This window comes from Salinihabitans flavidus (assembly GCF_900110425.1).
Taxonomy (GTDB): domain Bacteria; phylum Pseudomonadota; class Alphaproteobacteria; order Rhodobacterales; family Rhodobacteraceae; genus Salinihabitans; species Salinihabitans flavidus.
Genome location: NZ_FODS01000001.1, coordinates 143,117 through 168,766, shown reverse-complemented (window position 1 = coordinate 168,766; position 25,650 = coordinate 143,117). Strand labels below are relative to the sequence as shown.

Genomic DNA, 25,650 nt, shown 5'->3' with positions numbered 1-25,650 from the left:
ATGATCTTGCATAAACCGAACGGTTGGTCAATAAATAACGGAAACCCATGATTCTCAAGTTGAGGAACGATCGCGAATGCTGAACGCTCTGACGGTCAAGGTGGAGATGGATGGAGACGTGGCGTGGGTCACGATCGACAACCCGCCGGTGAACGCCACATCGCAGTCCGTGCGTCAGGGGTTGGTTGATTCAGTGGCCGAGGTGCAGGGGGCGCGGGTCGCAATCCTGCGTTGCCGGGGCAAGACCTTCATTGCTGGCGGCGACATGTCCGAGTTTGACGCGCCGCCTGTAGAGCCACATCTGCCCGATGTGATCCGGATGATCGAGGACAGCCCGGTGCCCTTCATCGCGCTCATGCACGGAAATGTGCTTGGCGGTGGATTCGAGGTCGCGATGGGGTGCGCCTGGCGGATCGCCGCACCCGGCACCGGTTTTGGCCTGCCTGAGGTGAATGTCGGGCTGATTCCCGGCGCGGGCGGTACCCAGCGGTTGCCGCGTCTCATTGGAATGGAGGCGGCGATCGACATCGCCTGCAAGGGCCGTGTCGTGAAGGCCGATGAGATGCTGAAACTTGGTGGGATCGACCGGGTGGCCAAGGACCCGGAGGCGGCGGTGCGTGAGTTCATCACGGCGCTTCCTGCCCGGCCCGGATCGGTGTCCCGCCGTAGCGTTCCGGCGTTCGAGCCGGAACTGCTTGAAGAGAGCAAGGCCACGCTTCTCAAGAATGCAAAGGGGCAGAAGTCGCCATTGGAGAATCTCAAGGCCCTGACCTGGGCGCTTGAACCGTTCGAGACCGGCCAACCCAAGGAGCGCGCTCGATTTGTCGAACTGAAAGCCGCCCCTGAAAGCCGCGCATTGCGCCATGTGTTCTTTGCGGAGCGTGCGGTCGCAAAGCCAGAGGCGATCAAGGGGGCCGTTCCGCGCGAATTGTCGAGCATTGCTGTGGTCGGCGGTGGCCTCATGGGGGCTGGAATTTCCGCTGCGGCGCTTGCAGCGGGGCTGTCTGTCACGCTGATCGAGCGAGACTCGGCGGCAGCGCAAAACGCACATGATCGGGTTGCGGACTTGCTTCGTGCCGCAGTTCAACGTGACAAGATGAGCAATCAGGGAATGGACTCGGCCCTGGAGGCGTTCCGGGCCGTCGATGACTATGCGGTTGCGTCGGATGCCGATCTCGCCATAGAGGCGGTTTTCGAAGACCTCGACGTCAAGAGGGATGTGTTTGCCCGGCTTGCGGAGGTCATGGACTCCAATGCGATTCTGGCCACGAACACCTCCTATATTGATCCGCAGGACATCTTTGACGGGATCGCCAATCCGGAACGATGCATTGGTCTGCATTTCTTCTCTCCGGCGCATATCATGAAGCTGCTTGAAATCGTGAAGATGCCGCGGACCTCCCCCGAGGTGCTTGCAACCGGCTTCGCTCTAGGCAAGCGCCTGCGCAAGGTGGGTGTGCTATCGGGGATTTGTGACGGCTTCATTGGAAACCGGATGCTCACCGCCTACCGGCGCGAGGCGGACTATCTGCTCGCGGATGGGGCTACGCCGTCGCAGGTCGATGCGGCGATGCGCGGGTTCGGAATGTCGATGGGCCCCTATGAGGTTCAGGATCTCACCGGGCTTCAGATCGCTTGGGCTAATCGCAAGCGCAACGCCGCCTCGCGCGACAGGAATGAACGCTATGTGACCATTGCCGATCAACTCTGCGAAATGGGTCGCCTTGGTCAGCGCGAGGGCAAGGGATGGTATCGCTATGAGCCCGGCAACCGAAAGCCGCAGCGTGATCCGGATGTCGAGGCGCTCATCGAATCCTGCTCTGCCGAGCAAGGAATTACCCGTCGCACCTTCACGGATGATGAAATCACTGGCAGACTGCTTGCAGTGCTCGCCAATGAAGGCGCCAGAATCGTGGAGGAGGGGATCGCCGAACGCGCCGCCGATGTGGATATGGTGCAGATTCACGGTTACGGTTTTCCGCGCTGGCGCGGAGGACCCATGCATTACGCGAAAGAGATCGGATGGGACGTGTCCCGGAAGGTGATGAACCTTGTGGCTGAGGAGAGCCCCGGTTCCTGGATACTGGCGCGGGAAAAAGCGCCAGTGTGATATCTGACTGCAATACGTTGATGGTTACAAATTGGACCGTTAGCTGCGCAACAATTGCCAATCTTATAGGGAGGACCTCATGGCAAAATTCTCGAAACTCACAACTCTTCTGGCCGGTGCGGCGATGGCTGTATCCGGGGCCGCTGCGAACGCTGCGGATCATACCCTGGTCATTTCGTCCTGGGCCCCGCCGACCCACAACATCAACGCAAAGATGTGGCCAAAGTTCGTCGAAATGATCGAAGAGGCCACTGACGGTCAGGTGACGGCCGAACTGAAGCTCGGTCTGGCCCCGCCGCCGGCACAGATGGACCTCATCATGGATGGTGCCGCCGATGTTTCGATCATCTTTCACGGCTATCAGGCCGGTCGCTTCGTGACCACGAAACTGATCGAGCTTCCGGGCTTTCCCGGCAATGCTGAGGCTGCTTCGGTCGCCTACTGGCGTGCCTTTGACGCGCATCTTTCCAATGCCAACGAGCATCGCGGGGTAAAGGTTGTCGCGCTGCACACCCACGGCCCGGCCCAGCTTCATACGGCCGATCCGATGGAAAACCTTGACGACATCGCGGGCCTGAAACTTCGCATCCCCGGCGGCGTTGGTGGTGATGTGGGGTCGGCTCTGGGCGCGACAGGCATTCAGGTGCCCGCACCCAAGGTCTATGAAACCCTCGCCTCCAAGGCTGCGGACGGTGTGGTGATGCCCGTCGATTCGCGCAAGGGCTTCAAGCTGACCGAGGTCGCGCCGCATCTTTATGAGATGCCGGGCGGGTTCTATCGTGGCTCCTTTGCCTTTATCATGAACGAAGATGCATTTGCGGGCTTGCCCGAGGATCTTCGCACCGTGCTCGACGAAGAGGTTTTCGGAGAGCCGTTGAGCCGTGAGATCGGCAAGATCTGGGATGCCGGCGATCTGGAAAGCCTCGAGGTCACGAAAGAGACCGAGGGCAACACGATTACCATCGCCTCCGAAGCGGACCAGGAGAAATTCGCCGGGATCGCGGCCGATGTGATCGAGACCGTTCTCAACGAGATCGAGGCAACCGGCGTCGACGCCGAGGCGGCCTACGAGATGGTGATGTCGGAAATGTCGTCCTACTGATCAGCAACCCGGGCCGGCGCATCATGCGCTGGCCCGCTACCCCAGCCGTTTGAAGGGGCTTTCTCATGAAACCCGTCATTCTCCTGGCACGGCGCGCCAGTCTTCTACCTGTGGTGCTGGCGTCCGTGGCGTTGTTCACCCTCATGATCATGACCTTCGCCGATGTCCTTTTGCGTTCGGCGCTGAATGCTCCGATCGAGCAGGCGACCGAACTCACGAGAATCTTCATGGTGATCATTGTCTTCGGAGTGATGCCTGTGATGACGGCCCGTGGAGATCATATCTCCGTGGACCTCACTGATGGCATATTCTATCGGCTGAGGCTCAATAATGTCCGCGATGGTCTGGTTTATATCGTCTGCGGTGTCATGATGTTCTGGCCGGTGCAGCGCGTCTGGGTGCTTGCGGAACGCTGGCGCAGCTATGGTGACGTGACCGAATACCTTGCATTCCCGCAGTTCTATGTCGGCTGGTTCATCGCAGCGTTCACTGCGCTCACTGCTATCGTAATGCTGGTGATCGGCCTCTTGCACCTCTTTGCCCCGCGATTTCTGGAGCGCACCCAATGACTGTTGCCCTGATCGGATTTGCCCTTGTCCTGATCCTCGTTCTTTTGCGCATGCCTATCGTTTTCGCGATGGGGCTGGTCGGCACGCTGGGGTATGCCTATGAGCGGGGCGGTTCCATTTTCGACACGCGAGGCCTGAATGCCTCGCTGTCCATGGTGGGTCGCCAGATCACCGATACCGCACAGGATTACGGCCTCTCAGTCGTACCGCTTTTCATCCTGATGGGTCTTTTCGTGAACAAGGGTGGTATGGCGCGAGAGCTTTATGCTGTGTCGAACGCCTTTCTCGGGCATTTCCGCGGTGGAATTGCCATGGCCACGGTTGCGGCCTGCGGCGGATTTTCCGCGATCTGCGGGTCGTCTCTTGCCACTGCGGCCACCATGTCGAAAGTCGCCATGCCGCAGATGCGCCGCTATGGCTATTCAGACGAATTGTCGACTGCGTCGATCGCGGCGGGGGGGACACTTGGCATCCTGATCCCGCCGTCGGTCATACTCGTGATTTATGGACTGCTGACAGAGACCTCGATCGGCAAGCTTTTCATGGCGGGAATCATTCCCGGTGCGATGGGTATTCTGTTTTATCTGTTCGCCGTGCGCTGGACCGTGTTCCGCAATCCCGATTCCGGGCCTGCCGGAGAGCGATCGAGCTGGATGGAGCGGTTGGTGGCACTGCGCTCGGTCTGGGCGGTTCTGCTTCTGTTTTTCCTCGTGATCGGCGGGCTCTACGGTGTGCTGGATGTCCATCCGTTGAACCTGACATTCTCCCCGACGGAAGCCGCCGGGATGGGCGCCATGGGGGCCTTCCTGATTGCCCTCAGCCGCGGGGGGCTCACGCTTGCGAGCACATTCGAGGTTCTGAAGGAGACAGCATTCACGGCGTCTGCGCTTTTCGCGGTTCTGATCGGGGCGCAGATCTTTTCCAACTTCGTCAATCTCGCCGGCTTGCCAGAGGCGCTGATCGGGTTGGTTACAGCCTATGATGTGCCCAACTTTGTCGTGATTCTCATGATCCTCGGGATCTACATTGTCCTGGGGTGTGTTTTCGAAAGCCTGTCGATGCTTCTTCTGACGGTTCCGATCTTCTTTCCGCTGATCACGCAGCTTGGATATGATCCGATCTGGTTCGGTATCGTTGTTGTGGTGGTTACCGAAATCTCGTTGATAACACCACCCGTGGGGCTCAACGTGTTTATCCTCAAGGGGGTCGTGGGCGACGTTTCCACCGGAACGATCTTCCGAGGTGTCACCCCATTCTGGGTGGTCGATATTATCAGGCTCGCCCTGATCGTGACAATTCCATGGCTTGTACTGGTGCTCCCGGACCAGATGGGCGCTCTCGGACACTGAGTTCACATCACCGGAAAGCGGTTCGAACGCTTTCCAGAATTACATTGGCCCACCGAACGCCTGTCCGGGCGAACCGGAGAGTCTTGCACGACGGGCATCAGAACCGAAGGATGAAACCATGAGCATTCAGGAAATTTCCAGTTTCGCCGCAGGCGAATGGGTGGCCCCGGGTGAGGGCGCGCGCAACATTGCGTCGGCGATCACGGGTGAGGTTATCGCCACCGCCGGAAACAGCGCGCTCGATGTGCAGGGAATGCTTGACCATGCCCGGACTGTGGGGGGGTCGGCGCTTCGCAAACTGACGTTTCATGACCGCGCAAGGATGATCAAGGCCCTGGCCGCGCATCTGGGGCAGCACAAGCAGGCCCTCTACGATCTGTCCTTCGAGACTGGCGCGACGCAGGCTGATCACCTCATCGACATCGACGGCGGTATCGGGACGCTTTTCGTCTTTGCGTCGAAGGGGCGACGAGAGATGCCGGACGGGCACGTCTATCTGGATGGCGATGTCGAACAGCTTAGCCGGAACGGCTCATTCCTGGGCCAGCATATCTGCACCCCGCTTCAGGGGGTCGCGGTGCATATCAACGCCTTCAATTTTCCTGTCTGGGGGATGCTGGAGAAGCTGGCCCCGACCCTTCTTGCCGGGGTGCCGGCCATTGTGAAGCCAGCGACGAACACCAGCTATGTGACAGAACTCGCGGTGAGGATCATGCTGGAGTCCGGCATTCTGCCCGACGGCGCGCTGCAACTGGTTTCGGGTGGCCTTGGCGACATGCTGGACCGGCTCAATTGTCAGGATGTGGTAAGCTTCACGGGGTCGGCCGATACCGCGTTCAAACTGCGGTCCGCACCTCATATTCTTGAGAATTCGGTGCGATTCGTGGCCGAACAGGATAGTCTCAACGCCTCCATTCTGGGGCCCGACGCAGAGCCGGGAACGCCCGAATTCGATCTTTTCGTGAAGGAAGTGCAGCGTGAGATGACCGCCAAGGCAGGGCAGAAGTGCACCGCAATCCGGCGTATCATCGCCCCGGAGAATCAGGTTCAGGCCGTGATCGAGGCACTTTCGGCCCGTCTGTCCAAGACAGTGATCGGTGACCCGCGCAGGGAGACGACGCGCATGGGCGCCCTCGTGTCAGAGGGGCAGAAACGCGACGTTCTGGAAAAGGCCGCGATTCTCGGGCAGGAGGCCGAGCGGGTCTTTGGCGATCCGGACAACTTCGAGGTGGATGGGGCCGACGGCGGAAAGGGGGCCTTCCTTCCTCCGATGCTGTTTCACTGCGCGGATCCTGACGCGGCGCAGCGTGTGCATGATACCGAAGCCTTCGGTCCGGTGTCTACCGTGATGGGCTACCGCGATCTCGACCACGCCGTGGAGCTTGCAAACAGGGGGCAAGGCAGCCTTGTCGCCTCCGTGATCACCCACGATCCGCAGGTCGCAAGGCAAGTCGCGCTTGGGGCCGGGGCCTTTCACGGACGGCTCTATTTCAACAACCGCGATTCCATAAAGGAAAGCACGGGTCACGGCTCCCCTCTGCCGCACATGGTGCATGGCGGCCCCGGCCGGGCCGGTGGTGGTGAGGAGTTGGGTGGTGTGCGTGGCGTGAAGCACTACATGCAACGCACCGCGATACAGGGCAGCCCGGACATCCTGACCGCGATCGGCAACCAGTGGGTTCCGGGCGCAACGGAAATCGAAGCCCCGGCGCATCCTTTCACCCGCCGCTTCGGAGAGTTGCGGATCGGTGAAACGCTTCGCACCGAGCCCCGAACGGTAACGCTTGAGGATATCGAGCATTTCGCGAGCTTCACCGGCGACACATTCTATGCACACATGGATCAGGAGGCAGCGGAGCGGAATCCGTTCTTCCCGGGTCGTGTGGCACACGGCTACCTCTTGCTGTCCTTTGCCGCAGGTCTTTTCGTGGAGCCGAATGAAGGCCCTGTCCTGGCCAATACCGGGCTTGATGGTCTGCGTTTCATGAAGCCGGTCTCAGCGGGCGACAGTATCAAGGTGCGCCTGACCGTGAAGAAGAAAACGCCGCGAAACGAAGAGTATGGCGAAGTGCGCTGGCATGTAACCGTGACCAATCAGGAGGAGGAACAGGTCGCGGAATACGAACTGCTGACCATGAACGCCTACTGACCAACGCGAAGCGCTTGCACGATATCATGGCCGCGGCGAGGACGCGGCCATGATCTGGGTGATGGCCCCCGATATCGTCCGCCGTCCAAATTGGACGGTATGGCATTAGGCTATTGGTGAGCCTATAATGAAATTATGCAAGCTACATCAAATACTTGGTTTCAGGAATGCATTGCGGCGCTGAATGCGCCGGGGGATCTGCGTGTCTGGTCCCTCGTGGTTACGCTTTTTGGGGATCTCGCGCGTGCGCCCGGTGACACGATCAGCGGGCCGCTCATGACGCGGATCATTGAACCGATTGGTATCCGCCCAGAGGCGCTGCGTGTCGCGTTGCATCGGTTGCGCAATGACGGCTGGATCGCCAGTGAGAGAAAGGGGCGGTCGAGCGAGTATCATCTGACCGAATATGGCCGCCGTCAGAGTGAGGCGGCCAGCCCTCGGATCTATGCTCAAGAGCCGCCCAAGATCGACTCGTGGCACCTTCTGGTGTTGGAGCCGATGACAACCGGGGAACGATCCGCCAGTGAAAAAACCCATCATGCGCGCGGCTATGTGTCCATCGCGCCCGGCGTGCTGTTGGGTCGAGGCGGGGCCGGACCGGAGAATAACGCATTTGTTCTTGAAGGGGGGCGGGTGCAGGTGCCTGACTGGCTTCGTGCCCAAATCGGGCCGGAAGAGATCAATGACGCCTATAAAGCGCTGGAGACTGCGCTGGATCGTGTGGATGTGCTGCTCGGACCGGTTCCGTCGCCTTCATCCTTGCAGATCGCCACGTTGCGCACTCTGATTGTGCATAACTGGCGCCGCGTTCTGCTGTCTCATCCCGACTTACCGCCCGTGTTCTTTCCCGAAGACTGGCATGGTTTTCAGTGTCGGTCGAAAGTTAACGCGCTTTTGTTGCGCCTTCCCCGGCCGACCCCGGCCGAAATCGCAGCCGCCTGAGCGGTCAGATGTCGAGATCGTTCAGTTCCGAGAGCAGATCGAGAAGCGCATCGTATCGATCTTCTCCCATTTGCATGCGCAACTGATCGAAAATCTGTATGCTTGCCTCCAGGTTAGCGGAGATCAGCGCACTACCCTCCGGTGTCACCGAAACCACCTGCCTCCGGCGATCTGTTTCGCTCTGGATGCGGGTCACGAGACCCTTGGATTCGAGCTTTTGCAGGATACGGGTCAGGCTTGGTAGGAGAAGAACGGCCTGATCCGCGATCGAGGTCGGGTCCATCGGGCCGTTTTCGTCCAGAACGCGCAGCACGCGCCATTGCTGCTCCGTAACCCCGGCGTCGGATAGCATGACGCGAATAGGGCCCATGACGCGCTCCCGCGCCCTAAGCAGGGCGATTGGCAGCGAGCGGGCTGTGGATGGAGTTTTCGGACCAGCATTCATGCGCAATTATTTGCACTGCCCCGCGGAAAAGAGCAATCAAATAACAATTGAACTGTCTGCCAGATTAACTTAACATGTTAAACTGTATCCGCGAGGGAGGTATGGGATGAATTGGTCGGAATTCACCAAATGGGGCGCGCGAATATCGGAGTGGGCTGCAAGATATCACAGGGACATTCGAAGCCGTCCCGTGCGATCGCAGGCCGCCCCCGGCGACACATTGAAGGCCCTACCCGAGCATCCACCGGAAACAGGCGTGCCGATGGAAGCCATCTTCGATGATTTCGAGCGGATCGTGATGCCGGGGATAACACATTGGCAGCATCCGGGTTTCTTTGCCTATTTCCCCTCTAATGCCACGCCGCCTTCGATACTGGCCGAATTTCTGTCGTCGACTATCGCGGCGCAGTGCATGCTCTGGCAGACATCGCCTGCGGCGACCGAGATGGAAACCCGCATGGTCGACTGGCTTCGTCAATCGCTGGGACTTGATAGTGGGTTCGAGGGCGTGATTCAGGACAGCGCGTCCTCTGCGACGCTGGCGGCGGTGCTGACCATGCGGGAGCGGGCCTTGAACTGGACGGGGAACAGCGACGGTCTGGCCGGGCAGCCGAAGTTGCGTATCTACTGCTCAGAAGAGGTTCATACCTCTGTGGACCGGGCAATCTGGATCGCGGGGATCGGACAGGCAAACCTGTGCCGAATTCCGACAAGGGGGCCTTTACGCGGTATGGATCCCGATGCGCTGGATGCCGCGATTCGTGAAGATTCGGCAGCGGGGCTGCGGCCTGCCGGAATTGTCGTGAGTGTCGGCGGAACTGGTACCGGGGGCACAGATCCGGTCGGTGCGGTTTGCGATGTGGCTGCCGCGCATGATCTGTATGTGCATGTGGATGCTGCGTGGGCGGGTGCGGCGATGATCTGTCCGGAGTTCCGCTCGCTTTGGGATGGAGTCGAAAAAGCGGATTCCATCGTATTCAATCCGCACAAGTGGCTCGGGGTGCAGTTCGACTGTTCAGCCCATTTCGTGAAGTCCCCTGACGATCTGGTGCGGACCCTCGCGATACGCCCCGAATACCTGAAGACTCACGGGCACGACGGGATCGTGAACTATTCCGAATGGTCAATTCCACTCGGTCGTCGCTTCCGCGCGCTGAAGCTATGGTTCGTTTTGCGCACATACGGGCTTGAAGGGTTGCGACAGATGATCCGCAACCATGTCGAGTGGTCGCGGGAGCTTTATGACATGCTGGTCGCAACACCCGGATTTGAAGGCGTGACCGCGCCGGTGTTGTCGCTCTTCACCTTCCGCTACATGCCGGAGGGAACGACTGATCCTGATGCGCTCAATCTTCGTCTGGTCAATGCGATCAACGACGACGGGCGAATCTATCTGACCCAAACCCGGGTTGATGATGCGTTGGTGATCCGGTTCCAGGTCGGTCAGGCCGAGGTGACGCGGGAGGACGTTCTTATGGCCCATGAGGTGATTACGGAGATCGCGGCGACTCTGTGATACCCTTTCCGTCCTACGTATTTCCCCCAAGTTGACTGAATTTCGACTCCGCTCCTACACTTCAGACAATGATTTTCGCTGCACTCGCAGCCCGAACATCATTCAGGGAGGACAAGAAATGAAACGACTTCTGATGACCACTGCGGTCTCGGTCATGGCAATGGCGGGTGTCGCCAGCGCCGATATCAAGATCGCCCACATCTATGGCAAGACCGGACCGCTCGAGGCCTATGCGAAGCAGTCGCATGACGGGCTGATGCTGGGACTGGAATATGCCACGGACGGCACGATGGAGATCGACGGCGAGAAGATCGTCGTTATCGAGAAGGACACTCAGCTCAAGCCCGAGAACGGCAAGGTGTTGCTGGCGGAAGCCTACGGCGACGACGAGGTGGATCTGGCGATCGGTCCTGTAAGCTCGGGTGTGGCGCTGGCGATGCTTCCGGTGGCGCAAGAGTATGAGAAACTTCTGATCGTTGAGCCTGCGGTGGCGGATTCAATTACCGGATCGAACTGGAACCGATACATCTTCCGTACCGCGCGCAATTCATCGCAAGACGCCGTGGCAAATGCCATCGCTCTTGCCGGCGAAGACGTGAATATTGCCACACTCGCGCAGGACTATGCGTTCGGCCGGGATGGGGTTGCCGCGTTCAAGGAGGCGCTTGAGGGAACCGGAACGAATATCGTGCACGAGGAATATGTGCCGACCGATACCACCGACTTTACCGCCGCGGCAGAGCGGATCTTCAATGCCATGAAGGATGTTGAAGGAGAGAAGAAACTCTTCGTGATCTGGGCTGGTGGCGGTAATCCCATGGGCAAGATTCAGGCGATGGAGCCGTCGCGCTTTGGCGTGGAGCTTGCAACGGGCGGCAATATCCTCGCGGCGATGGCGTCTTACAAGGATTTCCCCGGAATGGAAGGGGCAACTTACTACTACTACGAGAACCCGAACAATGATGTGAACGATTGGCTGGTTGAAACCCACCAGGAACGCTTTGGCTCTCCACCCGATTTCTTCACTGCCGGGGGGATGTCCGCCGGAATCGCGATCGTGGAGGCCATCAAGAAGGCCGGTGGTACCGACACCGAGGATCTGATTGCCGCGATGGAAGGTATGGAGTGGGAAACGCCCAAAGGCACCATGAAATTCCGCGCCGAGGATCATCAGGCGATGCAAAGCATGTATCACTTCAAGATCAGGGTAGACCCGGATGTTGAATGGGCGATCCCGGATCTGGTGCGTGAACTGACCATCGACGATCTTCCGATCCCGATCCGCAACAAGTAACCAATATCCAGAGAATGGCTCGGCTGGTACGCTGGCCGGGCCATTCGTATGCCAAATCGGACTCTCCCATGTCACACCCGATCCTTGAAACCCGGGATCTGTCTGTTCGTTTCGGCGGACATGTTGCGGTAGATAGAATTTCCTGCACCTTCCGCACCGGGGAACTGACCGCTATCGTCGGGCCGAATGGGGCTGGCAAGACGACCTATTTCAACCTCATCTCGGGTCAGATTGCCGCGTCGGCGGGAAGTGTGGTCCTGAATGGCCGGAATATTACGCGGATGCCGGTGGCGCAGCGCACCCATCTCGGCATTGGACGGGCCTTTCAGCTCACCAATCTCTTTCCCAATCTCAACGTTCTGGAGAACGTGCGGCTCGTGATTCAGTCGAAGGCAGGGCGCGGTTTCAACATGCTTTCGATGGCTTCGGATCATGACGACCTTACAATGCCGGCGGAAGAGATCGTGGAGCGTGTCCGCCTGACCGGACATGCGCACCAGCCGGTGAGTGAACTCAGCCACGGCAATCAGCGCAAGCTTGAGGTCGCGCTACTGATCGCTCTCGATCCGCTGGTCTACATGTTCGATGAACCAACCGCGGGCATGTCGGTCGATGAGGCGCCGGTGGTTCTTGATCTCATCGCGGAACTCAAGGCCCGCAAAGATCGCACGATCCTGCTTGTCGAGCACAAGATGGATGTGATCCGCACACTCGCAGACCGGATCATCGTGCTGCACAATGGCGCGCTGGCAGCCGACGGAGAACCAGCGGAGGTGATGGCCTCTGACGTGGTTCGGGATGCGTACATGGGCAGGGAGCTCGAAGATGGCTGACCCGATTCTCACGCTCTCCGGTGTGAAAACGAATATCGCGCAATATCATATACTTCAGGGCGTTGATCTCGATGTTCCGCGCGGGCAGGTGACGATGCTTCTGGGGCGCAACGGGGTGGGCAAGACCACGACGTTGCGCTCGGTGATCGGCCTTTGGCGCGCCCACGAGGGAACGATCCTCTTTGATGGGGAGGATATCACCCGCCGCCCGACCCCTGCCATTGCCAGGATGGGGATCGGCTTCGTCCCAGAGGACATGGGCATCTTCTCGGACCTCACTGTCGAAGAGAACATGACGCTGGCCGCCGTGTCAGGGCCGGTCGACAGCGCGCGGCTCGATTGGTTGTTTTCGGTATTCCCCCCGCTCAAGACCTTCTGGAAAGGATACGCAGGCACTTTGTCCGGAGGGCAGAAGCAAATGCTTTGCATTGCCCGCGCGATGATAGAGGAACGCAAACTGTATCTTATTGATGAACCCACGAAGGGGCTTGCCCCGGCCATCATCTCGACGATGGCGCGCGCGCTGCGCGAATTGAAGGCACAGGGCGCATCGATCCTTCTTGTGGAGCAGAATTTCGCCGTCGCACGGGCACTCGGTGATGGTGCCGCCGTAATGGATGACGGCCGCATCATCTGGGCCGGCGCAATGCGGGAACTGGCCACCGACAAAGACCTGCAAGAGCGCCTGATGGGCCTCAGCCTGGAGGCATCATGATGTGCCGATCCAAAAACAGCCCGACGACCGAACATTGCACGCAAACGCAGGAGGGATGGGCATGACAAGCTCCCCCGATCACCTACCGACGATGGCGCGGTCAAGCTTGTCAGATCGGCTGGCCCCCTACGGGCCGATCCTCATTCTGGTTCTGCTGGTTGTCTTCGGATTTCTTGCCATCCCGTCGATGTCAAGCTGGCTCACCCTGACGGTCTCGGGGTTGGCGATGGGCATGATGATCTTCATCATGGCGTCGGGCCTGACGCTTGTTTTCGGACTTATGGACGTCATCAATTTCGGCCATGGTGCCTTTGTGTCCGTCGGAGCCTTTGTCGGCGTGAGCTTCCTTCTGCTCTTGCAGCATATGACGGGGGCGCCTTCCCTGTTGCTCAATCTTACTGCGCTGCTGGTTGCCATCATCGGCGCAATGCTTGCCACCGGGATCATGGGCTGGGCCTTTGAGCGGGTGATCGTAAAGCCCGTCTATGGCGCGCATCTCAAGCAGATACTCGTGACGATGGGCGGACTTATTGTTGTCGAGCAACTCATTATCGTCCTCTGGGGGCCAGAGGAGATCTACATTACAAGACCCGAAGCCTTGAAGGGCGCTATTACCTTCGCCGGAGCCGCGCTGGAGAAATACAGGCTCGTGGCGGTGGGTATTGGTCTGGTGATCTTTCTGCTCATGCGCTGGATTCTGCGTCATACCAAGATCGGCCTTATCGTGCGTGCGGGGGTTGAGAATGGCGAAATGGTCGAGGCGCTCGGCTATCGCCTGCGGCTTGTTTTTGTCGGTGTGTTCATGGCTGGATCGGCGTTGGCTGGTCTGGGCGGCGTGCTCTGGGGCCTATATCAGGAGGTGATCACCGCTCACATGGGAAATGAGGTCATGATCCTGATCTTCATCGTGGTGATTATTGGCGGACTGGGCAGCGTCGAAGGGTGTTTTATCGGTGCCTTGCTTGTGGGGCTGTTGCAAAACTATGTCGCGTTTCTTGAACCCAAGGTCGCGTTGATCTCGAATATCGGTCTGATGGTGGCCATTCTGATGTGGCGCCCGATGGGCATGATTCCGGTCGTGAAGGCGAAATAGATGCTGACAAAACTCCTTTCCGGCGACACGCCGCGTAGTCCTGTTCTGGCCGTCTTGCTGATTGGCATTCTGGTCTGTCTTGCACTGGCCCCGTTTCTATTTCCCGGTGTGCGATCAGTCGACACGGCCGCGCGTATCTGTATCTTCATCGTGCTTGTTGCGTCTTATGACTTGATGCTGGGCTATGGCGGGATTGTGAGTTTTGCCCATACCATGTTCTTCGGCATTGGCGCCTACGGTGTGGCGCTGGCTTGCACGCATCTGGGGCGGGGGTTCGACGCGCTTCTTGTTGGTTCAGTTGCGGGCGCGCTCGTGGCGGCGACGCTGGCCTTTGTGATCGGGTTGTTCAGCTTGAGGGTGCGGGCGATCTTCTTTGCCATGATAACCCTTGCGGTGGCGAGTGCGGTGGCGGTTCTGGTCAGCCAGCTTTCGGCGATCACCGGAGGCGAGGATGGTCTCAACTACCGTATTCCGCGTGAATTGACGCCGGCTTTCAAATTCGCAGACGGGCAGATTCTCGGGGCACGCTTAAATGGTAAGCTGTTGAATTATTACCTTATATTCGGTTCAACCCTTCTAATCTTTCTTCTTCTCCTGCGCATAGTGCATTCCCCGTTCGGGCGTGTTCTTCAGGCGATCCGGGAGAATGATTTCCGGGCAGAGGCCATCGGCTATCGCGTGGTATACTATCGGGTGGCGGTGACCTGCATTTCAGCGGCGGCGGCGGCCTTGGCGGGATCTCTTTATGCGATCTGGCTGCGCTACGTCGGGCCGGATACCACGCTTTCGCTTGAAATCATGATCGACGTTCTGCTGATGGTGGTGATCGGCGGAATGGGAACGATGTATGGTGCGGTAATCGGCGCGACGATCTTCGTTCTGGCACAAAACTACCTTCAGGCGCTCATGAGTGTCGCGTCGGACGCACTGACAGGGCTGCCAGTTCTGCCCGAGTTGATCAGCGCGGATCGCTGGCTGCTTTGGCTCGGGGTTCTGTTCATTCTCAGCGTCTATTTCTTTCCCACGGGGATTGTCGGACGGTTGCGTCAGCGTCGAAGGTAGCTTTCGCCTCCCTTGATCTTCAGCGTGGCCTGAGCGTATCCGCCGGCGGCACCATCCACGAAATGCACATGGCTGTCGTCGGCCATCGACGGCACGAAGCATGTCATCATGGCCTCGTCTTGCGTGAAGAGGCCATATCGCAAAATCCCCTTCTTTTCAGCGTCCTGAAGGACTTGCTCGATCCTCTTTTGGGTGTCGGGATCGCAGTCCAGCGTCATCTTCAGACCGTCGTCGAATTTGCGAAAATCGGCGTTCTGCACTACCATGTTCCGATAATGGGCCGGATCGAAATCGCCTGCCTTCACTCCGCTTCGAAGAAAAAACCAAGCCATCAGACTGTGTATCAGAAGCGACAGGCGCGTGCGCCAGAGAGGGGTCGTGCCATGCGCGGCGTGCGCTTCTATCCCGAGGCCGGGAGGGGGCCAGCTGACGCCGGGGCCGTCCGGAGGCATGGGGTGACCGCCGCGATCAAGGGAGTCGGCGATGGCGACGATCTTGTGAATGGCCGTGGCGACATCCTCGGGCAAGGCGCCGGGCGCGGGTTCGGTAACAAGCGACAGGATCGTGCCGTGGCGCGCGCGGATGTGATTCCAGCGACAGGACAGGCCGTCGAGATTGGGCACGGCGTCTTGCAGGGCAGGGTCCAGAGCTATGGTTCCCGCCTTCAGTTCGGCCTCTGCCCAACTCAGGCCGCCGCCGGAAAACATAGCATAATCAATGTTCTGAGAGGGTTTGTAGCGGGCGACGCGGAGATCGTGACCGGCGTTCCGGATGTGCGAGACGGGGATCATGGCGGCGCGCAGGTCGATGTCGAATTCACGTTTGGCCCATGCCTGCACGGCAGCAAGCTCGCGCCGGGCGGTGTCGGCCTGATCGGGCCAGACAGCGAAGCCCGCCCCGTCGCCGCCGAACATATAGGGCAGCGCCCTGCCATCTGCGGCGTTCACCTGTGAAGCGATCACGGCGGCACCGATCATGTTGACGATCTTGTAGCGTCCTTCCACAATATGTTGGGTGGAGCCAACAATATCAGCCACGCCCAAAACCCAATCATCGGGCATGGGCCGATAGCTGCCATCCCCGGCGAGCGCGTCGAAATCGCTGGCTTTCGGGATCGTGTCATAGAACTCCGCTGTGTCACGCATGGGTCACCTGAGCTTTCAAATCACCATCATGATATAGTGCCGCGCCGTTCACATGCGATGCACCTTTTTTGCGTCCGAAGGCGAAAAACGGCCTTTCGGTATCACGTCGGTAAAACGTCGGTATTACGTCGGTATTGTTTACAGATCAGAGGGTTGGAGGAATTTTCACGAAGTTTCGCTTTTGCGATCCGATCAAACGCTCTATCCCTGCCGCGACACGACAGGGCTGAGACGTCATGAGGATCCCCGGAAAAGACATTGAGGTGATTGCCCCCAACTTCAGCCGCCGCCTTTCTGGGGTCACGGCAACGGTGGCCGCGCTTGTCCCGCGGCAGGCGCGGATCATGGGGGTGGTGGCCACTGGTGTTGGATTGCCAGAGGACGTGCCGAGGGTGCCATTCTGGCGGGTGCCGTTCCTTGCGCGGCGGCGTCGGGTCTGGCACGCGCGGCGCAATAACGAGATGCTTGTCGGGTTCGTGTTGCGCGCTCTGGGGGTGATGCAGCTGAAGCTTGTCTTCACCTCGTCCTCGCCGCGCCGGCGGGGCGGGCTGACGCGGTGGATGACACAGCGGATGGATGCCATCGTCGCCACCACGCCGGCCAACGCCGAGGTGATGCCGGGCGATCCGGTCATCATCCCGCACGGGGTGGACACCGACAGGTTCGCGCCCGGATCTGGCACGCTATTCACGGCAGCGGAGGGAGAGCGGCTCATCGGTTGTTTTGGACGGGTGCGCGAGATGAAGGGCACGCATCACTTCGTGGAGGCCATGTGCCGGGTGTTGCCGGACCGTCCGGAATGGTCGGCGGTGATCATGGGCCGGGTGAAGCCGGAGGATGAACCCTATGCCGCGCGGCTGCGCGAGAGGATCACGGCGGCGGGGCTGGAGCATCGCATCCGGTTTCACCCGGAGATTCCGGTGGAGCGGATGCCGGATGCCTATCGCGCGCTGTCGCTTTACGTCGCGCCATCGCTGCTGGAGGGGTTCGGGCTGACACCGCTTGAGGCGCTGAGCTGCGGGGTGCCGGTCGTGGCCACCGATGTGGGCGCCTTTGCCGATTTTGTTACGGAAGATTGCGGGGCGATCGTGCCAAAGGACGATGCCGGTGCGCTCACCGAGGCGATCCGCGCGACGCTGGCGCGCGACGTGGGCGAAATGGGGGGCGCCGGACGGGCGCGGGTGGTGGCGGAATTCGGACTTGAGCGCGAGGCGGAGGCGCTCTGCGCGCTCTACCGGGCGCTTCTGGCGGGCGAGGGGCGGACGCTGCCCCTTTAACTTTGGCCCGGTTCCCTATATGTGGTCGGCGCTGCACAACTGGGCAACTTGGAGAAACAGATGGGTTATCGCGTCGTCATCGTAGGCGCCACGGGCAATGTGGGCCACGAAATGCTGAACATTCTGGCCGAACGCCAGTTCCCGGTGGATGAAATTGCCGCTCTGGCAAGCCGCCGGTCGCTCGGAACCGAGGTCAGCTTTGGGGACAGAACCCTCAAGACTCAGGATCTCGATACGTTCGATTTTACCGGATGGGACATGGCGCTTTTCGCTGTGGGCTCGGACGCGACGAAGATCTATGCGCCCAAGGCCGCCAAGGCCGGCTGCGTTGTGATCGACAATTCCTCGCTCTACCGCTACGACCCGGATGTGCCGCTGATCGTGCCGGAGGTGAATCCGGAGGCGGTGCATGGGTATTCGAAGAAGAATATCATCGCCAACCCCAACTGCTCCACCGCGCAGATGGTTGTCGCGCTCAAGCCCCTGCATGACCGAGCAACGATCAAGCGCGTGGTGGTGAGCACCTATCAGTCGGTGTCCGGATCGGGCAAGGAGGGGATCGACGAGCTTTGGGATCAGACGAAAGCCATCTACAACCCCACGGACGAGCGCCCGCCGAAGGTCTATCCCAAGCAGATCGCGTTCAATGTGATCCCGCATATCGATGTTTTCCTTGAGGACGGATCGACCAAGGAAGAATGGAAGATGGTCGCGGAAACCAAGAAGATCATTGATCCGGCGATCAAGCTTACGGCGACCTGTGTGCGGGTGCCGGTGTTCGTGGGCCATTCCGAGGCGATCAATATCGAGTTCGAGGATTTCCTGGATGAGGAAGAGGCGCGCGACATCCTGCGCGAAAGCCCCGGCCTCATGGTGATCGACAAGCGCGAGGACGGCGGCTACGTCACGCCAGTGGAATGTGTGGGCGATTTTGCCACCTTCATCAGCCGTATCCGTCAGGACACGACGATCGAGAACGGCCTCAATATCTGGTGTGTGAGCGACAACCTGCGCAAGGGCGCGGCGCTCAACGCGGTGCAAATCGCGGAGCTTCTGGGCCGCGAGGTTCTCAAGAAAGGCTGAGTGCCAGCAGGGGTTTCCTGCATCTTTCGGGCGGCGCCAACGGCGCCGCCCGTTGTGTTTGTGGTTGTCATTTATCGGGAATCCGCCGCAGTGGGCGAAGGGTGCCCCGATGTTGTGCCGAAGTTGATCGATTCCTGCCACAATTGGGTCGGATGGTTGAATCATCGCGTCCCCGAAACGGACAAATGCAGAGGCTGCCATGTGGAAACAACATAACTCACCCGAAGACAAGACATCGCACTCCGTTGCGACATCACTCCTCCTCAAAGCGCGGCGCGGACGGCTTCGGGCTCTGAGCGTGCGCCAGAGCGATCCGGAAAATCTGTTCAGCGAAATGACGATGCCGGAGCCGGCGGACGCATGACCGCCTAGACGGTTTCAAAGGTGCCGCGGTCGGGATTGTAACATTCGAGAGCGCCGTCGCCGATTTCGTGCCACAGACCGTGCAGCGAAAGGCGACCGCTTTCGACCGCGTCGCGCACGAAGGGGAAGGTCATCAGGTTGGTCAGAGAGGTGACCACGGCCTCCTTTTCCAGGGTGCGCTGAAGTGTGGCGGGGTCGGCCGTGTCCTTGACCCGGTCGTATCCGGGGCGCAGCAGTTCCATCCACTTGCCGACAAAGCTTGTCCCGTCGGAAAGTTCCGGCGCGTTGCCCGAGCACATGTCGATGCACCCTTTGACCCCGCCGCAATTCGAATGTCCCATGATGATGAGATGCGCGACCTTGAGCGCGCCGACAGCGAATTCAACCGCAGCGCTGGTGCCGTGGTAGTCCCCGCCCGGCTCATAGGGGGGGACGAGGTTGGCGATATTGCGATGGATGAAGAATTCACCCTGATCGGCGCCGAAAATCGAGGTGACATGCACGCGGCTGTCGCAGCATGAAATGACCATCGCGCGGGGATGTTGCCCTTCGTCGGCAAGGCGGCGATACCAGCTTTGATTGTCGGTATAGGTGGTCTTTTGCCAGCCGTGAAATCGTTGAACAAGATAGGATGGCAGAGGCTTCGCGTGTTCCATGTCATCTCCCGTATCGCCGTGTTGCCAGTAGATAGACACAAATTGCAGAGCTTTCGAGTGATAAATTCGGCGCGCTTCAATCTTTTGGGAACTCTGCTGAGCACAGGGTGTCCGGGCCGTGGGGGCGAGGGAAATATGAGGGTGAGAGCGTGGAGAAGGTGGATGTTCTATATGTGAATGAGACCGTGGCCGTGGATTGCGAGCAACTGGCCGAATTGCATCGGCGGCTTGGCTCGTCCGGGGCCGAGGATGTGGTGATGCGCGCGATGGAAGAGCTGGCTCTGCGATTGACCCATGCGGAACGGCTTTACCGAGAGGGCGCATTGACCGAGATGCCCAAATGTGCGCGGTCCATGGCGGCAATCGCCGAGCAGGTGGGGATGCTGACCGTGGCACAGGTGGCGCGCGACGTGACACGCTGTCTCGACGGGGCGGATGGCGTTGCGCTGGCGGCGACGGTGACGCGGCTCATGCGGATCGGGGAGCGATCGATTTCCGAAATATGGGAATTGCAGGACATGACCGTCTGATCCGGGTTGAAGCGCAGGGCGCAGAGGCTAGGGTGAGGGCCACAAACCCCTACGCCGAAAGGACAGACCCGTGAAATTCGCGACGTCAGAGATCGACGCCATTCCGCTTCATGTGATCGACAAATCCGATCTGGAGGATTGGTGCAAGGGGCAGGAGCCGGCCGTCCGCACCTGGATCGAGAGCGCCGGCTTTACCGCCGAGATCGGACGCGTTCTTGTCGTGCCCGATGCCGACGGACGCCCGCGCATGGCGCTGGCGGGGTTCGGCGATACGGGATCGAGGGCACGGGGACGGTTCGCGCTCGCGGCGGCGGCACGGGCCCTGCCTGCGGGTAGCTACCGGATCGAGGGGGGGCTGCCGGCCGGGGATCCGGAGACCGAATGCCTGGGCTGGCTTCTGGCGGCCTATGCCTTTGACCGATACCGCACGCAGACCGGGGCGGCGGCGCAACTCGTCTGCCCCGAGGGTGTCGATGCCCGCAAGGTGGAGACCATAGCCGCGGCGGAGGCGCTGACCCGTGATCTGATCAACACGCCTGCCTCGGACCTCGGGCCGGATGCTCTTGAGGACGCCTGCCGGGATCTGGCAGAGGCGTTCGGCGCGCAGATCACTGTGACCACGGGCGACGATCTGCTGGAGCGGAATTTCCCGATGATTCACGCGGTGGGCCGCGCCGCGACCGAGGCGCCGCGTCTCATCGACTTGCGCTGGGGCGATGCGGGGCCGACGCTGACGCTTGTGGGCAAGGGCGTGTGTTTCGATACCGGCGGTCTCAATCTCAAGCCCGGCTCGTCCATGGGGCTGATGAAAAAGGATATGGGCGGCGCGGCGACGGTGCTGGGACTGGCGCGTATGATCATGGGGCTTGGCCTGCGGGTCCGGTTGCGTGTTCTGATCCCGGCGGTCGAAAACTCGGTCGCGGGCAACGCCTTTCGTCCCGGTGACATCCTCACCTCGCGCAAGGGTCTGACGGTGGAGATCAACAATACCGATGCGGAGGGGCGGCTGGTGCTGGCCGATGCGCTTTCGCTCGCGACGGAGGAGCCATCCGATCTGGTGATTTCCATGGCGACGCTGACAGGCGCGGCGCGCGTGGCGGTGGGGCCGGACCTCGCGCCGTTCTACACCGATGACGATGGCGTGGCGCAGGCCCTTGGCGAGGCCGCGAGCGCGGTATCGGATCCGGTCTGGCGGATGCCGTTCTGGGAGCCCTATGAAAAGATGCTGGAGCCGGGGATCGCCGATCTCGACAATGCGCCCAGCGGGGGTTTTGCTGGGTCGATCACGGCGGCGCTTTTCCTGCGGCGCTTCACGGCGGGGGCGCGATACATTCACTTTGACATCTTCGGCTGGCAGCCAGAGCCGGCCCCGGCCCGGCCAAAGGGGGGCGTGGGCATGGGCGCGCGGGCCTTGCTTGAGGCACTGCCGAAATTGCTGGGGGCGTGATGGATCCGAGACTGACCCCGATGAACGACCGCGTGGCCGCCGAGGCGCTGCGCGGGCGAGTGGAGGATGTCACGTTCGTGGAGGGCACGCATGAACAGGTGACATGGCCGGTTCTGGATCTTCTCGACGCACCCGAGGGACGCAGGGCCCGCCAGCTTCTGTTCGGTGACACGGTCGATGTCTACGAAAGCCGCGCGGGCTGGGCCTTTGTGCAGGCGCGGCGTGACGGATATGTCGGCTATGTGCAGCATTCGGCTCTGGCGGAGCCGGAGATTCCGACCCATTGGGTCAGCGCGACCGCCACTCATCTCTATGATTCGCCGGATATCAAGGCGCGAGATCTGATGTCCTTGTCGCTTGGCTCTTTGGTGCGGGTGTCGGCGATCGAGGGCGCCTTTGCCGCCACCTCTCAGGGATATGTGCCGATGTGGCATCTCAGGTCCACCAGCCAGCGGGCGCCGGAGCCTGCGGCGATTGCCGAACAGTTTCTTGGCACACCCTACCTCTGGGGCGGGAACAGCCGTCTTGGCCTTGATTGTTCGGGGCTGGTGCAGGCGGCATGGCTGGCCTGCGGGCTGCCCTGTCCCGGTGATAGCGACATGCAGGCGACGATGCCGGGCGCGGCGCTGGACGCGGGCACGGATCTGCGGCGCAACGATCTTCTGTTCTGGAAGGGACATGTGGCCATCGTGACGGGGGAGGATCGGCTCATCCACGCCAACGCCCATCATATGGCGGTCGCGCATGAAGGGGTCGGGGAAGCCATCGCGCGAATTGCGAGCCAGGGCGACGGACCGGTCACCAGCCGTCTGCGTCCGGAGGGCGGGGCGCAGACAGAGGGATGAGCGCCGCGCGCTTCAGTCCACCGGGCGGATCAGCTTGCGTTCGAGAACACGAAGCACCGCCTTCAGGTCGTGCCCGCGTTTGAGCACCTGCCCGTCCATGCCGATCACCGCATAGAGCCCCTGACGGTTGCGCAGGGCGGGGCGCTTTTCAATCCGGTAGAGGGGGTGTTCGGCGGTTCGCCGGAAGACCGAGAAAACGGCGACATCGCGCAGATGGGAAATGCCGTAGTCGCGCCATTCGCCCGCTGCGACCATTCGTCCGTAGAGCGACAGTATGATGCCAAGCTCGCTCCGGTGAAAGGCGACCTGGGCCGGCACTTCGCGGGGAAAGGGCGTGGGCATGTTCATACCCCAGAGTTGTCTGATTTCATCGGGAAATCAACCCTGCCCCGGAAAGGTCGCAATTTTATCCTCAAACGGCCACGGCGGTTCCCAGGAATCGCCGCCGGGCACAGGCAGTGTCCAACTCATAGCGGAATATACGCTACCCCCGGCGGCGCGGCTTAATTGCCCCCACCCAGTCCGCGTCGTCGGGGGCCTTTTCTTTCCGACATCAGAACAGATACGGGCGCCTGCGCCGTCGTGCAGTATTGAGATCAGGATACGGATCTGCGACATTCGATCCGCTGCGCCAACACGTTTGAGCCAAGTCTGAACTGGAGAGCGAATTGCCCGAAGGCACCACCCCCCTGCTGGCCGTCCTGATTGATGCCGACAATGTACCCGCGCGCCACGCCGAGGCGATATTCGAGGAGATCGCGTCTCTGGGCGAGGCCAGCATCCGTCGCATCTACGGCGATTTCTCGGGCGGCACCACGCAGGGTTGGTCCAAGGATCGGCTTGCCTCTCTCGCCCTCGTGCCGCATCAGCAATTTGCCAACACCATCGGAAAGAATGCCAGCGACATCGCGCTGGTGATCGACGCGATGGATATTCTGCATTCCGGCCGGTTCGACGGCTTCGTTCTGGTGTCGTCCGACAGCGATTTCACACGGCTGGCCAGCCGCATCCGCGAACAGGGGCTTGAGGTTTACGGAATCGGGGAGCGCAAGACGCCGGAGGCGTTTCGCAAAGCGTGCAAGCGGTTCATCTTTGTCGAAAACCTTGTCGGCGAAGAAGCGGTGGAAAAGCCCGGCGCGGAGGTCAAGAAAATCTCACCTTCCAAGGCCGTGCCGCTCATCACGATGGCGATGCGGGCCATAGATCAGGAGGCGGAATGGTATTCGCTTGGCCCGCTGGGTCAGTTCATCACCACCGCCAACCCCGATTTCGACACGCGCACCTATGGCTGCCCGAACCTCAGCACCCTGATCCGCAAGAGCGGAAAATTCGAGATCAAGACAGTGGATGGCGTTCTCAAGGCGCGGGCGCTTTAGGGCATCAGGCTGCGTAGCGGGCGAGGAAGGTTTGCACCGCGCCCTTCACCACGCGGTCGATTTCCGCCTCTGTGAATTCATCGCTGAGCCCGAAGACCAGACGCGGAAAGAGATCGGCGCGGCAAAGCTCGGGAAACTGATCGGCGGCAAGCTCCAGGTCGTCGATTTGCAATTGCCCACGCTGGATCGCACAGGTCAGAAACCCGATCATCCCCGCGCGCATCGCTCCGGGGCCGCTTTCGTAAAAGCGGCGACCGAGTTCCGGGAAACGGTCGGATTCCGCAACGCATATCCGAAAGATTCGCTTGCCAAAGTCCGACAGAACGATGCGCAGGAAGCCGCGCCCGATCTGTTCGAGCACACGGCCCACCGGGGCGTCGAAATCAACCTCGTCGACAAGGGACTGGGCCTGCTGGCCACATTCGATGCGCGCCATCTCCATGAAAAGCACACGCTTGTCGGAAAAATACTTGTAGAGCGTGGCCTTGGAGACCCCGGCGGTGCGGGCGATGTCATCGACACTCGCTCCTTCAAAGCCGTCGCGCATGAAGATCTGCCGGGCGCCGTCCAGAACCTGTTGGTATTTGCGTCCTTTGTGGATCGCGGGGGCCTGTGTTTTCATCGAGTCATGGAACCTTTCAATCTCTGAATATAAACTGATTGGTTCAGTTTCGGCAAGGCACAGGCGGGCTTGCAGGCGCGACAACGCGACGATAAATTAGAATCGTTCTAATGAAGGGTAAGTCCATGCGCCTATTCTCTCAGCAGCGGCGGTTCAGCGATCTGACGGAGCAGGAACTGATCGCGCTGGCCATTTCCAACGAAGAGGACGACGCCCGAATCTTTCGCAACTATGCCGATCTGTTGCGCGAGGAATACCCCGGCACCGCCAAGGTTTTCGAGGGAATGGCCGCCGAAGAGGATGAGCATCGCCAAAGTCTCATAGACCTGCATGTGGAAAGATTCGGCAAGACCATTCCGCTGATCCGGCGCGAGCATGTGGCCGGCGCCTACACGCGGCGGCCGGTCTGGGTGATGCAGACCCTTGGCGTGGAGCGGATGCGCGAGGAGGCCGCGGACATGGAGCGCAGCGCCGAGCGGTTCTATCGCGCGGCGGCGGAGCGCACGCGCGATGCCGCGACGCGCAGGCTGTTGGGCGATCTGGCGGCGGCGGAGGCCGGGCATCAGGACACCGCACATGCGCTGGCACAGGAACATCTCGACCCTGATACGCGCGAGAGTGAGGATTTCACAGCACGGCGGCGGTTCATCCTGACATGGGTGCAGCCGGGCCTTGCCGGGTTGATGGACGGGTCGGTCAGTACGCTGGCGCCGATCTTTGCCACGGCCTTTGCCACGCAGGACACCTGGACGACCTTCCTTGTCGGTTTGGCGGCGTCGGTGGGGGCTGGCATTTCCATGGGCTTTACTGAGGCGGCCTCCGATGACGGGGCGCTTTCGGGGCGCGGATCGCCGATCAAGCGCGGGGTGGCGTCGGGGGTGATGACGACACTCGGCGGGCTGGGTCATGCGCTGCCCTATCTCATCCCGGATTTCTGGACCGCCACGAGCATCGCGGTGGTCGTCGTTTTCATCGAGCTTTGGGCGATCGCCTGGATTCAGAACCGTTTCATGGAAACGCCGTTCTTCCGCGCCGCGTTTCAGGTCGTGCTGGGCGGCGCGCTGGTCTTTGCCGCCGGTGTCCTGATCGGGAGCGGGTAGCAGCGGCTCGGGTGGCACCCGTTGGTG

Annotated in this window: 24 protein-coding genes; 19 read left to right on the top strand and 5 right to left on the bottom strand. The window is 60.5% G+C overall.

The window, feature by feature from the left end:
- Positions 1-76 precede the first annotated feature (76 nt).
- The 6 genes from BMW66_RS00820 to BMW66_RS00795 all read left to right on the top strand — a co-directional run bounded on the left by BMW66_RS00820 (position 77) and on the right by BMW66_RS00795 (position 8,221).
- Positions 77-2,110, top strand: a complete 2,034-nt coding sequence (locus tag BMW66_RS00820) for an FAD-dependent oxidoreductase (protein WP_093114734.1) — start codon at positions 77-79, stop codon at positions 2,108-2,110.
- A 79-nt stretch (positions 2,111-2,189) separates the two neighbouring features.
- Positions 2,190-3,212, top strand: coding sequence for a TRAP transporter substrate-binding protein (locus BMW66_RS00815; protein WP_093114733.1), 1,023 nt, complete (start codon positions 2,190-2,192; stop codon positions 3,210-3,212).
- Positions 3,213-3,277: 65 nt separating this feature from the next.
- The gene (locus tag BMW66_RS00810) at positions 3,278-3,781 is read left to right on the top strand and encodes a TRAP transporter small permease (protein WP_093114732.1); all 504 of its coding nucleotides are present in this window, start codon (positions 3,278-3,280) and stop codon (positions 3,779-3,781) included.
- Positions 3,778-5,130: a TRAP transporter large permease gene (locus tag BMW66_RS00805; RefSeq protein WP_093114731.1), complete on the top strand. Its 1,353-nt coding sequence runs from the start codon at positions 3,778-3,780 to the stop codon at positions 5,128-5,130. Before BMW66_RS00810 ends, BMW66_RS00805 begins: the two co-directional genes overlap by 4 nt.
- Before the next feature lie 118 nt (positions 5,131-5,248).
- The gene (gene paaZ, locus BMW66_RS00800; RefSeq protein ID WP_093114730.1) at positions 5,249-7,279 is read left to right on the top strand and encodes a phenylacetic acid degradation bifunctional protein PaaZ; all 2,031 of its coding nucleotides are present in this window, start codon (positions 5,249-5,251) and stop codon (positions 7,277-7,279) included.
- A 135-nt stretch (positions 7,280-7,414) separates the two neighbouring features.
- A complete protein-coding gene (locus BMW66_RS00795) occupies positions 7,415-8,221 on the top strand; it encodes a PaaX family transcriptional regulator C-terminal domain-containing protein (protein ID WP_093114729.1) in 807 nt (268 codons plus the stop codon).
- A 4-nt stretch (positions 8,222-8,225) separates the two neighbouring features.
- On the opposite strand, the gene hpaR is transcribed toward BMW66_RS00795, so the two are convergent.
- A complete protein-coding gene (gene hpaR, locus BMW66_RS00790) occupies positions 8,226-8,666 on the bottom strand; it encodes a homoprotocatechuate degradation operon regulator HpaR (RefSeq protein ID WP_093114728.1) in 441 nt (146 codons plus the stop codon).
- A 106-nt stretch (positions 8,667-8,772) separates the two neighbouring features.
- Here hpaR and BMW66_RS00785 point away from each other — a divergent pair, with 106 nt between their 5' ends.
- The 6 genes from BMW66_RS00785 to BMW66_RS00760 all read left to right on the top strand — a co-directional run bounded on the left by BMW66_RS00785 (position 8,773) and on the right by BMW66_RS00760 (position 15,179).
- Positions 8,773-10,182, top strand: coding sequence for a pyridoxal phosphate-dependent decarboxylase family protein (locus BMW66_RS00785; protein WP_093114727.1), 1,410 nt, complete (start codon positions 8,773-8,775; stop codon positions 10,180-10,182).
- 118 nt (positions 10,183-10,300) lie between these two features.
- Positions 10,301-11,476, top strand: a complete 1,176-nt coding sequence (locus tag BMW66_RS00780; RefSeq protein ID WP_093114726.1) for a substrate-binding domain-containing protein — start codon at positions 10,301-10,303, stop codon at positions 11,474-11,476.
- A gap of 68 nt (positions 11,477-11,544) precedes the next feature.
- Positions 11,545-12,309, top strand: a complete 765-nt coding sequence (locus BMW66_RS00775; protein WP_093114725.1) for an ABC transporter ATP-binding protein — start codon at positions 11,545-11,547, stop codon at positions 12,307-12,309.
- Positions 12,302-13,024: an ABC transporter ATP-binding protein gene (locus BMW66_RS00770; RefSeq protein WP_093114724.1), complete on the top strand. Its 723-nt coding sequence runs from the start codon at positions 12,302-12,304 to the stop codon at positions 13,022-13,024. The genes BMW66_RS00775 and BMW66_RS00770 overlap by 8 nt, the downstream gene beginning before the upstream one ends.
- Before the next feature lie 61 nt (positions 13,025-13,085).
- Complete coding sequence (locus BMW66_RS00765; RefSeq protein WP_093114723.1) at positions 13,086-14,117, top strand: branched-chain amino acid ABC transporter permease; 1,032 nt, start codon at positions 13,086-13,088, stop codon at positions 14,115-14,117.
- Positions 14,118-15,179 carry a branched-chain amino acid ABC transporter permease gene (locus BMW66_RS00760; protein ID WP_093114722.1) on the top strand — a complete coding sequence of 354 codons (1,062 nt, stop codon included), beginning with the start codon at positions 14,118-14,120 and terminating at the stop codon, positions 15,177-15,179. It begins immediately after the preceding gene.
- Here BMW66_RS00760 and BMW66_RS00755 read toward each other — a convergent pair.
- Positions 15,164-16,324 carry a DUF3095 domain-containing protein gene (locus BMW66_RS00755; RefSeq protein WP_093114721.1) on the bottom strand — a complete coding sequence of 387 codons (1,161 nt, stop codon included), beginning with the start codon at positions 16,322-16,324 and terminating at the stop codon, positions 15,164-15,166. The two genes, BMW66_RS00760 and BMW66_RS00755, sit on opposite strands and share 16 nt — an antisense overlap.
- Before the next feature lie 236 nt (positions 16,325-16,560).
- Here BMW66_RS00755 and BMW66_RS00750 point away from each other — a divergent pair, with 236 nt between their 5' ends.
- A complete protein-coding gene (locus tag BMW66_RS00750) occupies positions 16,561-17,601 on the top strand; it encodes a glycosyltransferase family 4 protein (RefSeq protein WP_093114720.1) in 1,041 nt (346 codons plus the stop codon).
- 60 nt (positions 17,602-17,661) lie between these two features.
- On the top strand, positions 17,662-18,684 hold the full coding sequence (locus BMW66_RS00745) for an aspartate-semialdehyde dehydrogenase (RefSeq protein WP_093114719.1): 1,023 nt from the start codon (positions 17,662-17,664) through the stop codon (positions 18,682-18,684).
- 368 nt (positions 18,685-19,052) lie between these two features.
- On the opposite strand, the gene BMW66_RS00740 is transcribed toward BMW66_RS00745, so the two are convergent.
- Entirely contained in the window at positions 19,053-19,703 is a 651-nt protein-coding gene (locus BMW66_RS00740) for a carbonic anhydrase (protein WP_093114718.1), read from the bottom strand.
- A 149-nt stretch (positions 19,704-19,852) separates the two neighbouring features.
- Between BMW66_RS00740 and BMW66_RS00735 the strand changes: the two genes are divergently transcribed.
- From BMW66_RS00735 to BMW66_RS00725, 3 genes are all read left to right on the top strand, one after another.
- On the top strand, positions 19,853-20,233 hold the full coding sequence (locus BMW66_RS00735) for a hypothetical protein (protein ID WP_093114717.1): 381 nt from the start codon (positions 19,853-19,855) through the stop codon (positions 20,231-20,233).
- Positions 20,234-20,303: 70 nt separating this feature from the next.
- Complete coding sequence (locus tag BMW66_RS00730; RefSeq protein ID WP_093114716.1) at positions 20,304-21,680, top strand: leucyl aminopeptidase family protein; 1,377 nt, start codon at positions 20,304-20,306, stop codon at positions 21,678-21,680.
- A complete protein-coding gene (locus BMW66_RS00725) occupies positions 21,680-22,525 on the top strand; it encodes a C40 family peptidase (protein ID WP_093114715.1) in 846 nt (281 codons plus the stop codon). The genes BMW66_RS00730 and BMW66_RS00725 overlap by 1 nt, the downstream gene beginning before the upstream one ends.
- Positions 22,526-22,537: 12 nt before the next feature.
- Here the strand turns inward: BMW66_RS00725 and BMW66_RS00720 are convergent, their stop codons facing one another.
- On the bottom strand, positions 22,538-22,873 hold the full coding sequence (locus BMW66_RS00720) for a DUF2794 domain-containing protein (RefSeq protein ID WP_093114714.1): 336 nt from the start codon (positions 22,871-22,873) through the stop codon (positions 22,538-22,540).
- A gap of 320 nt (positions 22,874-23,193) precedes the next feature.
- On the opposite strand from BMW66_RS00720, the gene BMW66_RS00715 reads away from it, so the two are divergent.
- The gene (locus BMW66_RS00715; protein ID WP_093114713.1) at positions 23,194-23,901 is read left to right on the top strand and encodes an NYN domain-containing protein; all 708 of its coding nucleotides are present in this window, start codon (positions 23,194-23,196) and stop codon (positions 23,899-23,901) included.
- Positions 23,902-23,905: 4 nt separating this feature from the next.
- Here the strand turns inward: BMW66_RS00715 and BMW66_RS00710 are convergent, their stop codons facing one another.
- Entirely contained in the window at positions 23,906-24,523 is a 618-nt protein-coding gene (locus BMW66_RS00710; RefSeq protein WP_093114712.1) for a TetR/AcrR family transcriptional regulator, read from the bottom strand.
- 125 nt (positions 24,524-24,648) lie between these two features.
- Here BMW66_RS00710 and mbfA point away from each other — a divergent pair, with 125 nt between their 5' ends.
- Positions 24,649-25,623, top strand: a complete 975-nt coding sequence (mbfA, locus tag BMW66_RS00705; RefSeq protein ID WP_093114711.1) for an iron exporter MbfA — start codon at positions 24,649-24,651, stop codon at positions 25,621-25,623.
- Positions 25,624-25,650: the final 27 nt, after the last annotated feature.

Excerpts from the sequence above, each read along its gene's own strand:
- BMW66_RS00820 (WP_093114734.1), top strand. The coding sequence starts at position 77 with ATGCTGAACGCTCTGACGGTCAAGGTGGAGATGGATGGAGACGTGGCG.
- BMW66_RS00815 (WP_093114733.1), top strand. The coding sequence starts at position 2,190 with ATGGCAAAATTCTCGAAACTCACAACTCTTCTGGCCGGTGCGGCGATG.
- BMW66_RS00810 (WP_093114732.1), top strand. The coding sequence starts at position 3,278 with ATGAAACCCGTCATTCTCCTGGCACGGCGCGCCAGTCTTCTACCTGTG.
- BMW66_RS00805 (WP_093114731.1), top strand. The coding sequence starts at position 3,778 with ATGACTGTTGCCCTGATCGGATTTGCCCTTGTCCTGATCCTCGTTCTT.
- paaZ (WP_093114730.1), top strand. The coding sequence starts at position 5,249 with ATGAGCATTCAGGAAATTTCCAGTTTCGCCGCAGGCGAATGGGTGGCC.
- BMW66_RS00795 (WP_093114729.1), top strand. The coding sequence starts at position 7,415 with ATGCAAGCTACATCAAATACTTGGTTTCAGGAATGCATTGCGGCGCTG.
- hpaR (WP_093114728.1), bottom strand. The coding sequence starts at position 8,666 with ATGAATGCTGGTCCGAAAACTCCATCCACAGCCCGCTCGCTGCCAATC.
- BMW66_RS00785 (WP_093114727.1), top strand. The coding sequence starts at position 8,773 with ATGAATTGGTCGGAATTCACCAAATGGGGCGCGCGAATATCGGAGTGG.
- BMW66_RS00780 (WP_093114726.1), top strand. The coding sequence starts at position 10,301 with ATGAAACGACTTCTGATGACCACTGCGGTCTCGGTCATGGCAATGGCG.
- BMW66_RS00775 (WP_093114725.1), top strand. The coding sequence starts at position 11,545 with ATGTCACACCCGATCCTTGAAACCCGGGATCTGTCTGTTCGTTTCGGC.
- BMW66_RS00770 (WP_093114724.1), top strand. The coding sequence starts at position 12,302 with ATGGCTGACCCGATTCTCACGCTCTCCGGTGTGAAAACGAATATCGCG.
- BMW66_RS00765 (WP_093114723.1), top strand. The coding sequence starts at position 13,086 with ATGACAAGCTCCCCCGATCACCTACCGACGATGGCGCGGTCAAGCTTG.
- BMW66_RS00760 (WP_093114722.1), top strand. The coding sequence starts at position 14,118 with ATGCTGACAAAACTCCTTTCCGGCGACACGCCGCGTAGTCCTGTTCTG.
- BMW66_RS00755 (WP_093114721.1), bottom strand. The coding sequence starts at position 16,324 with ATGCGTGACACAGCGGAGTTCTATGACACGATCCCGAAAGCCAGCGAT.
- BMW66_RS00750 (WP_093114720.1), top strand. The coding sequence starts at position 16,561 with ATGAGGATCCCCGGAAAAGACATTGAGGTGATTGCCCCCAACTTCAGC.
- BMW66_RS00745 (WP_093114719.1), top strand. The coding sequence starts at position 17,662 with ATGGGTTATCGCGTCGTCATCGTAGGCGCCACGGGCAATGTGGGCCAC.
- BMW66_RS00740 (WP_093114718.1), bottom strand. The coding sequence starts at position 19,703 with ATGGAACACGCGAAGCCTCTGCCATCCTATCTTGTTCAACGATTTCAC.
- BMW66_RS00725 (WP_093114715.1), top strand. The coding sequence starts at position 21,680 with ATGGATCCGAGACTGACCCCGATGAACGACCGCGTGGCCGCCGAGGCG.
- BMW66_RS00720 (WP_093114714.1), bottom strand. The coding sequence starts at position 22,873 with ATGAACATGCCCACGCCCTTTCCCCGCGAAGTGCCGGCCCAGGTCGCC.
- BMW66_RS00710 (WP_093114712.1), bottom strand. The coding sequence starts at position 24,523 with ATGAAAACACAGGCCCCCGCGATCCACAAAGGACGCAAATACCAACAG.
- mbfA (WP_093114711.1), top strand. The coding sequence starts at position 24,649 with ATGCGCCTATTCTCTCAGCAGCGGCGGTTCAGCGATCTGACGGAGCAG.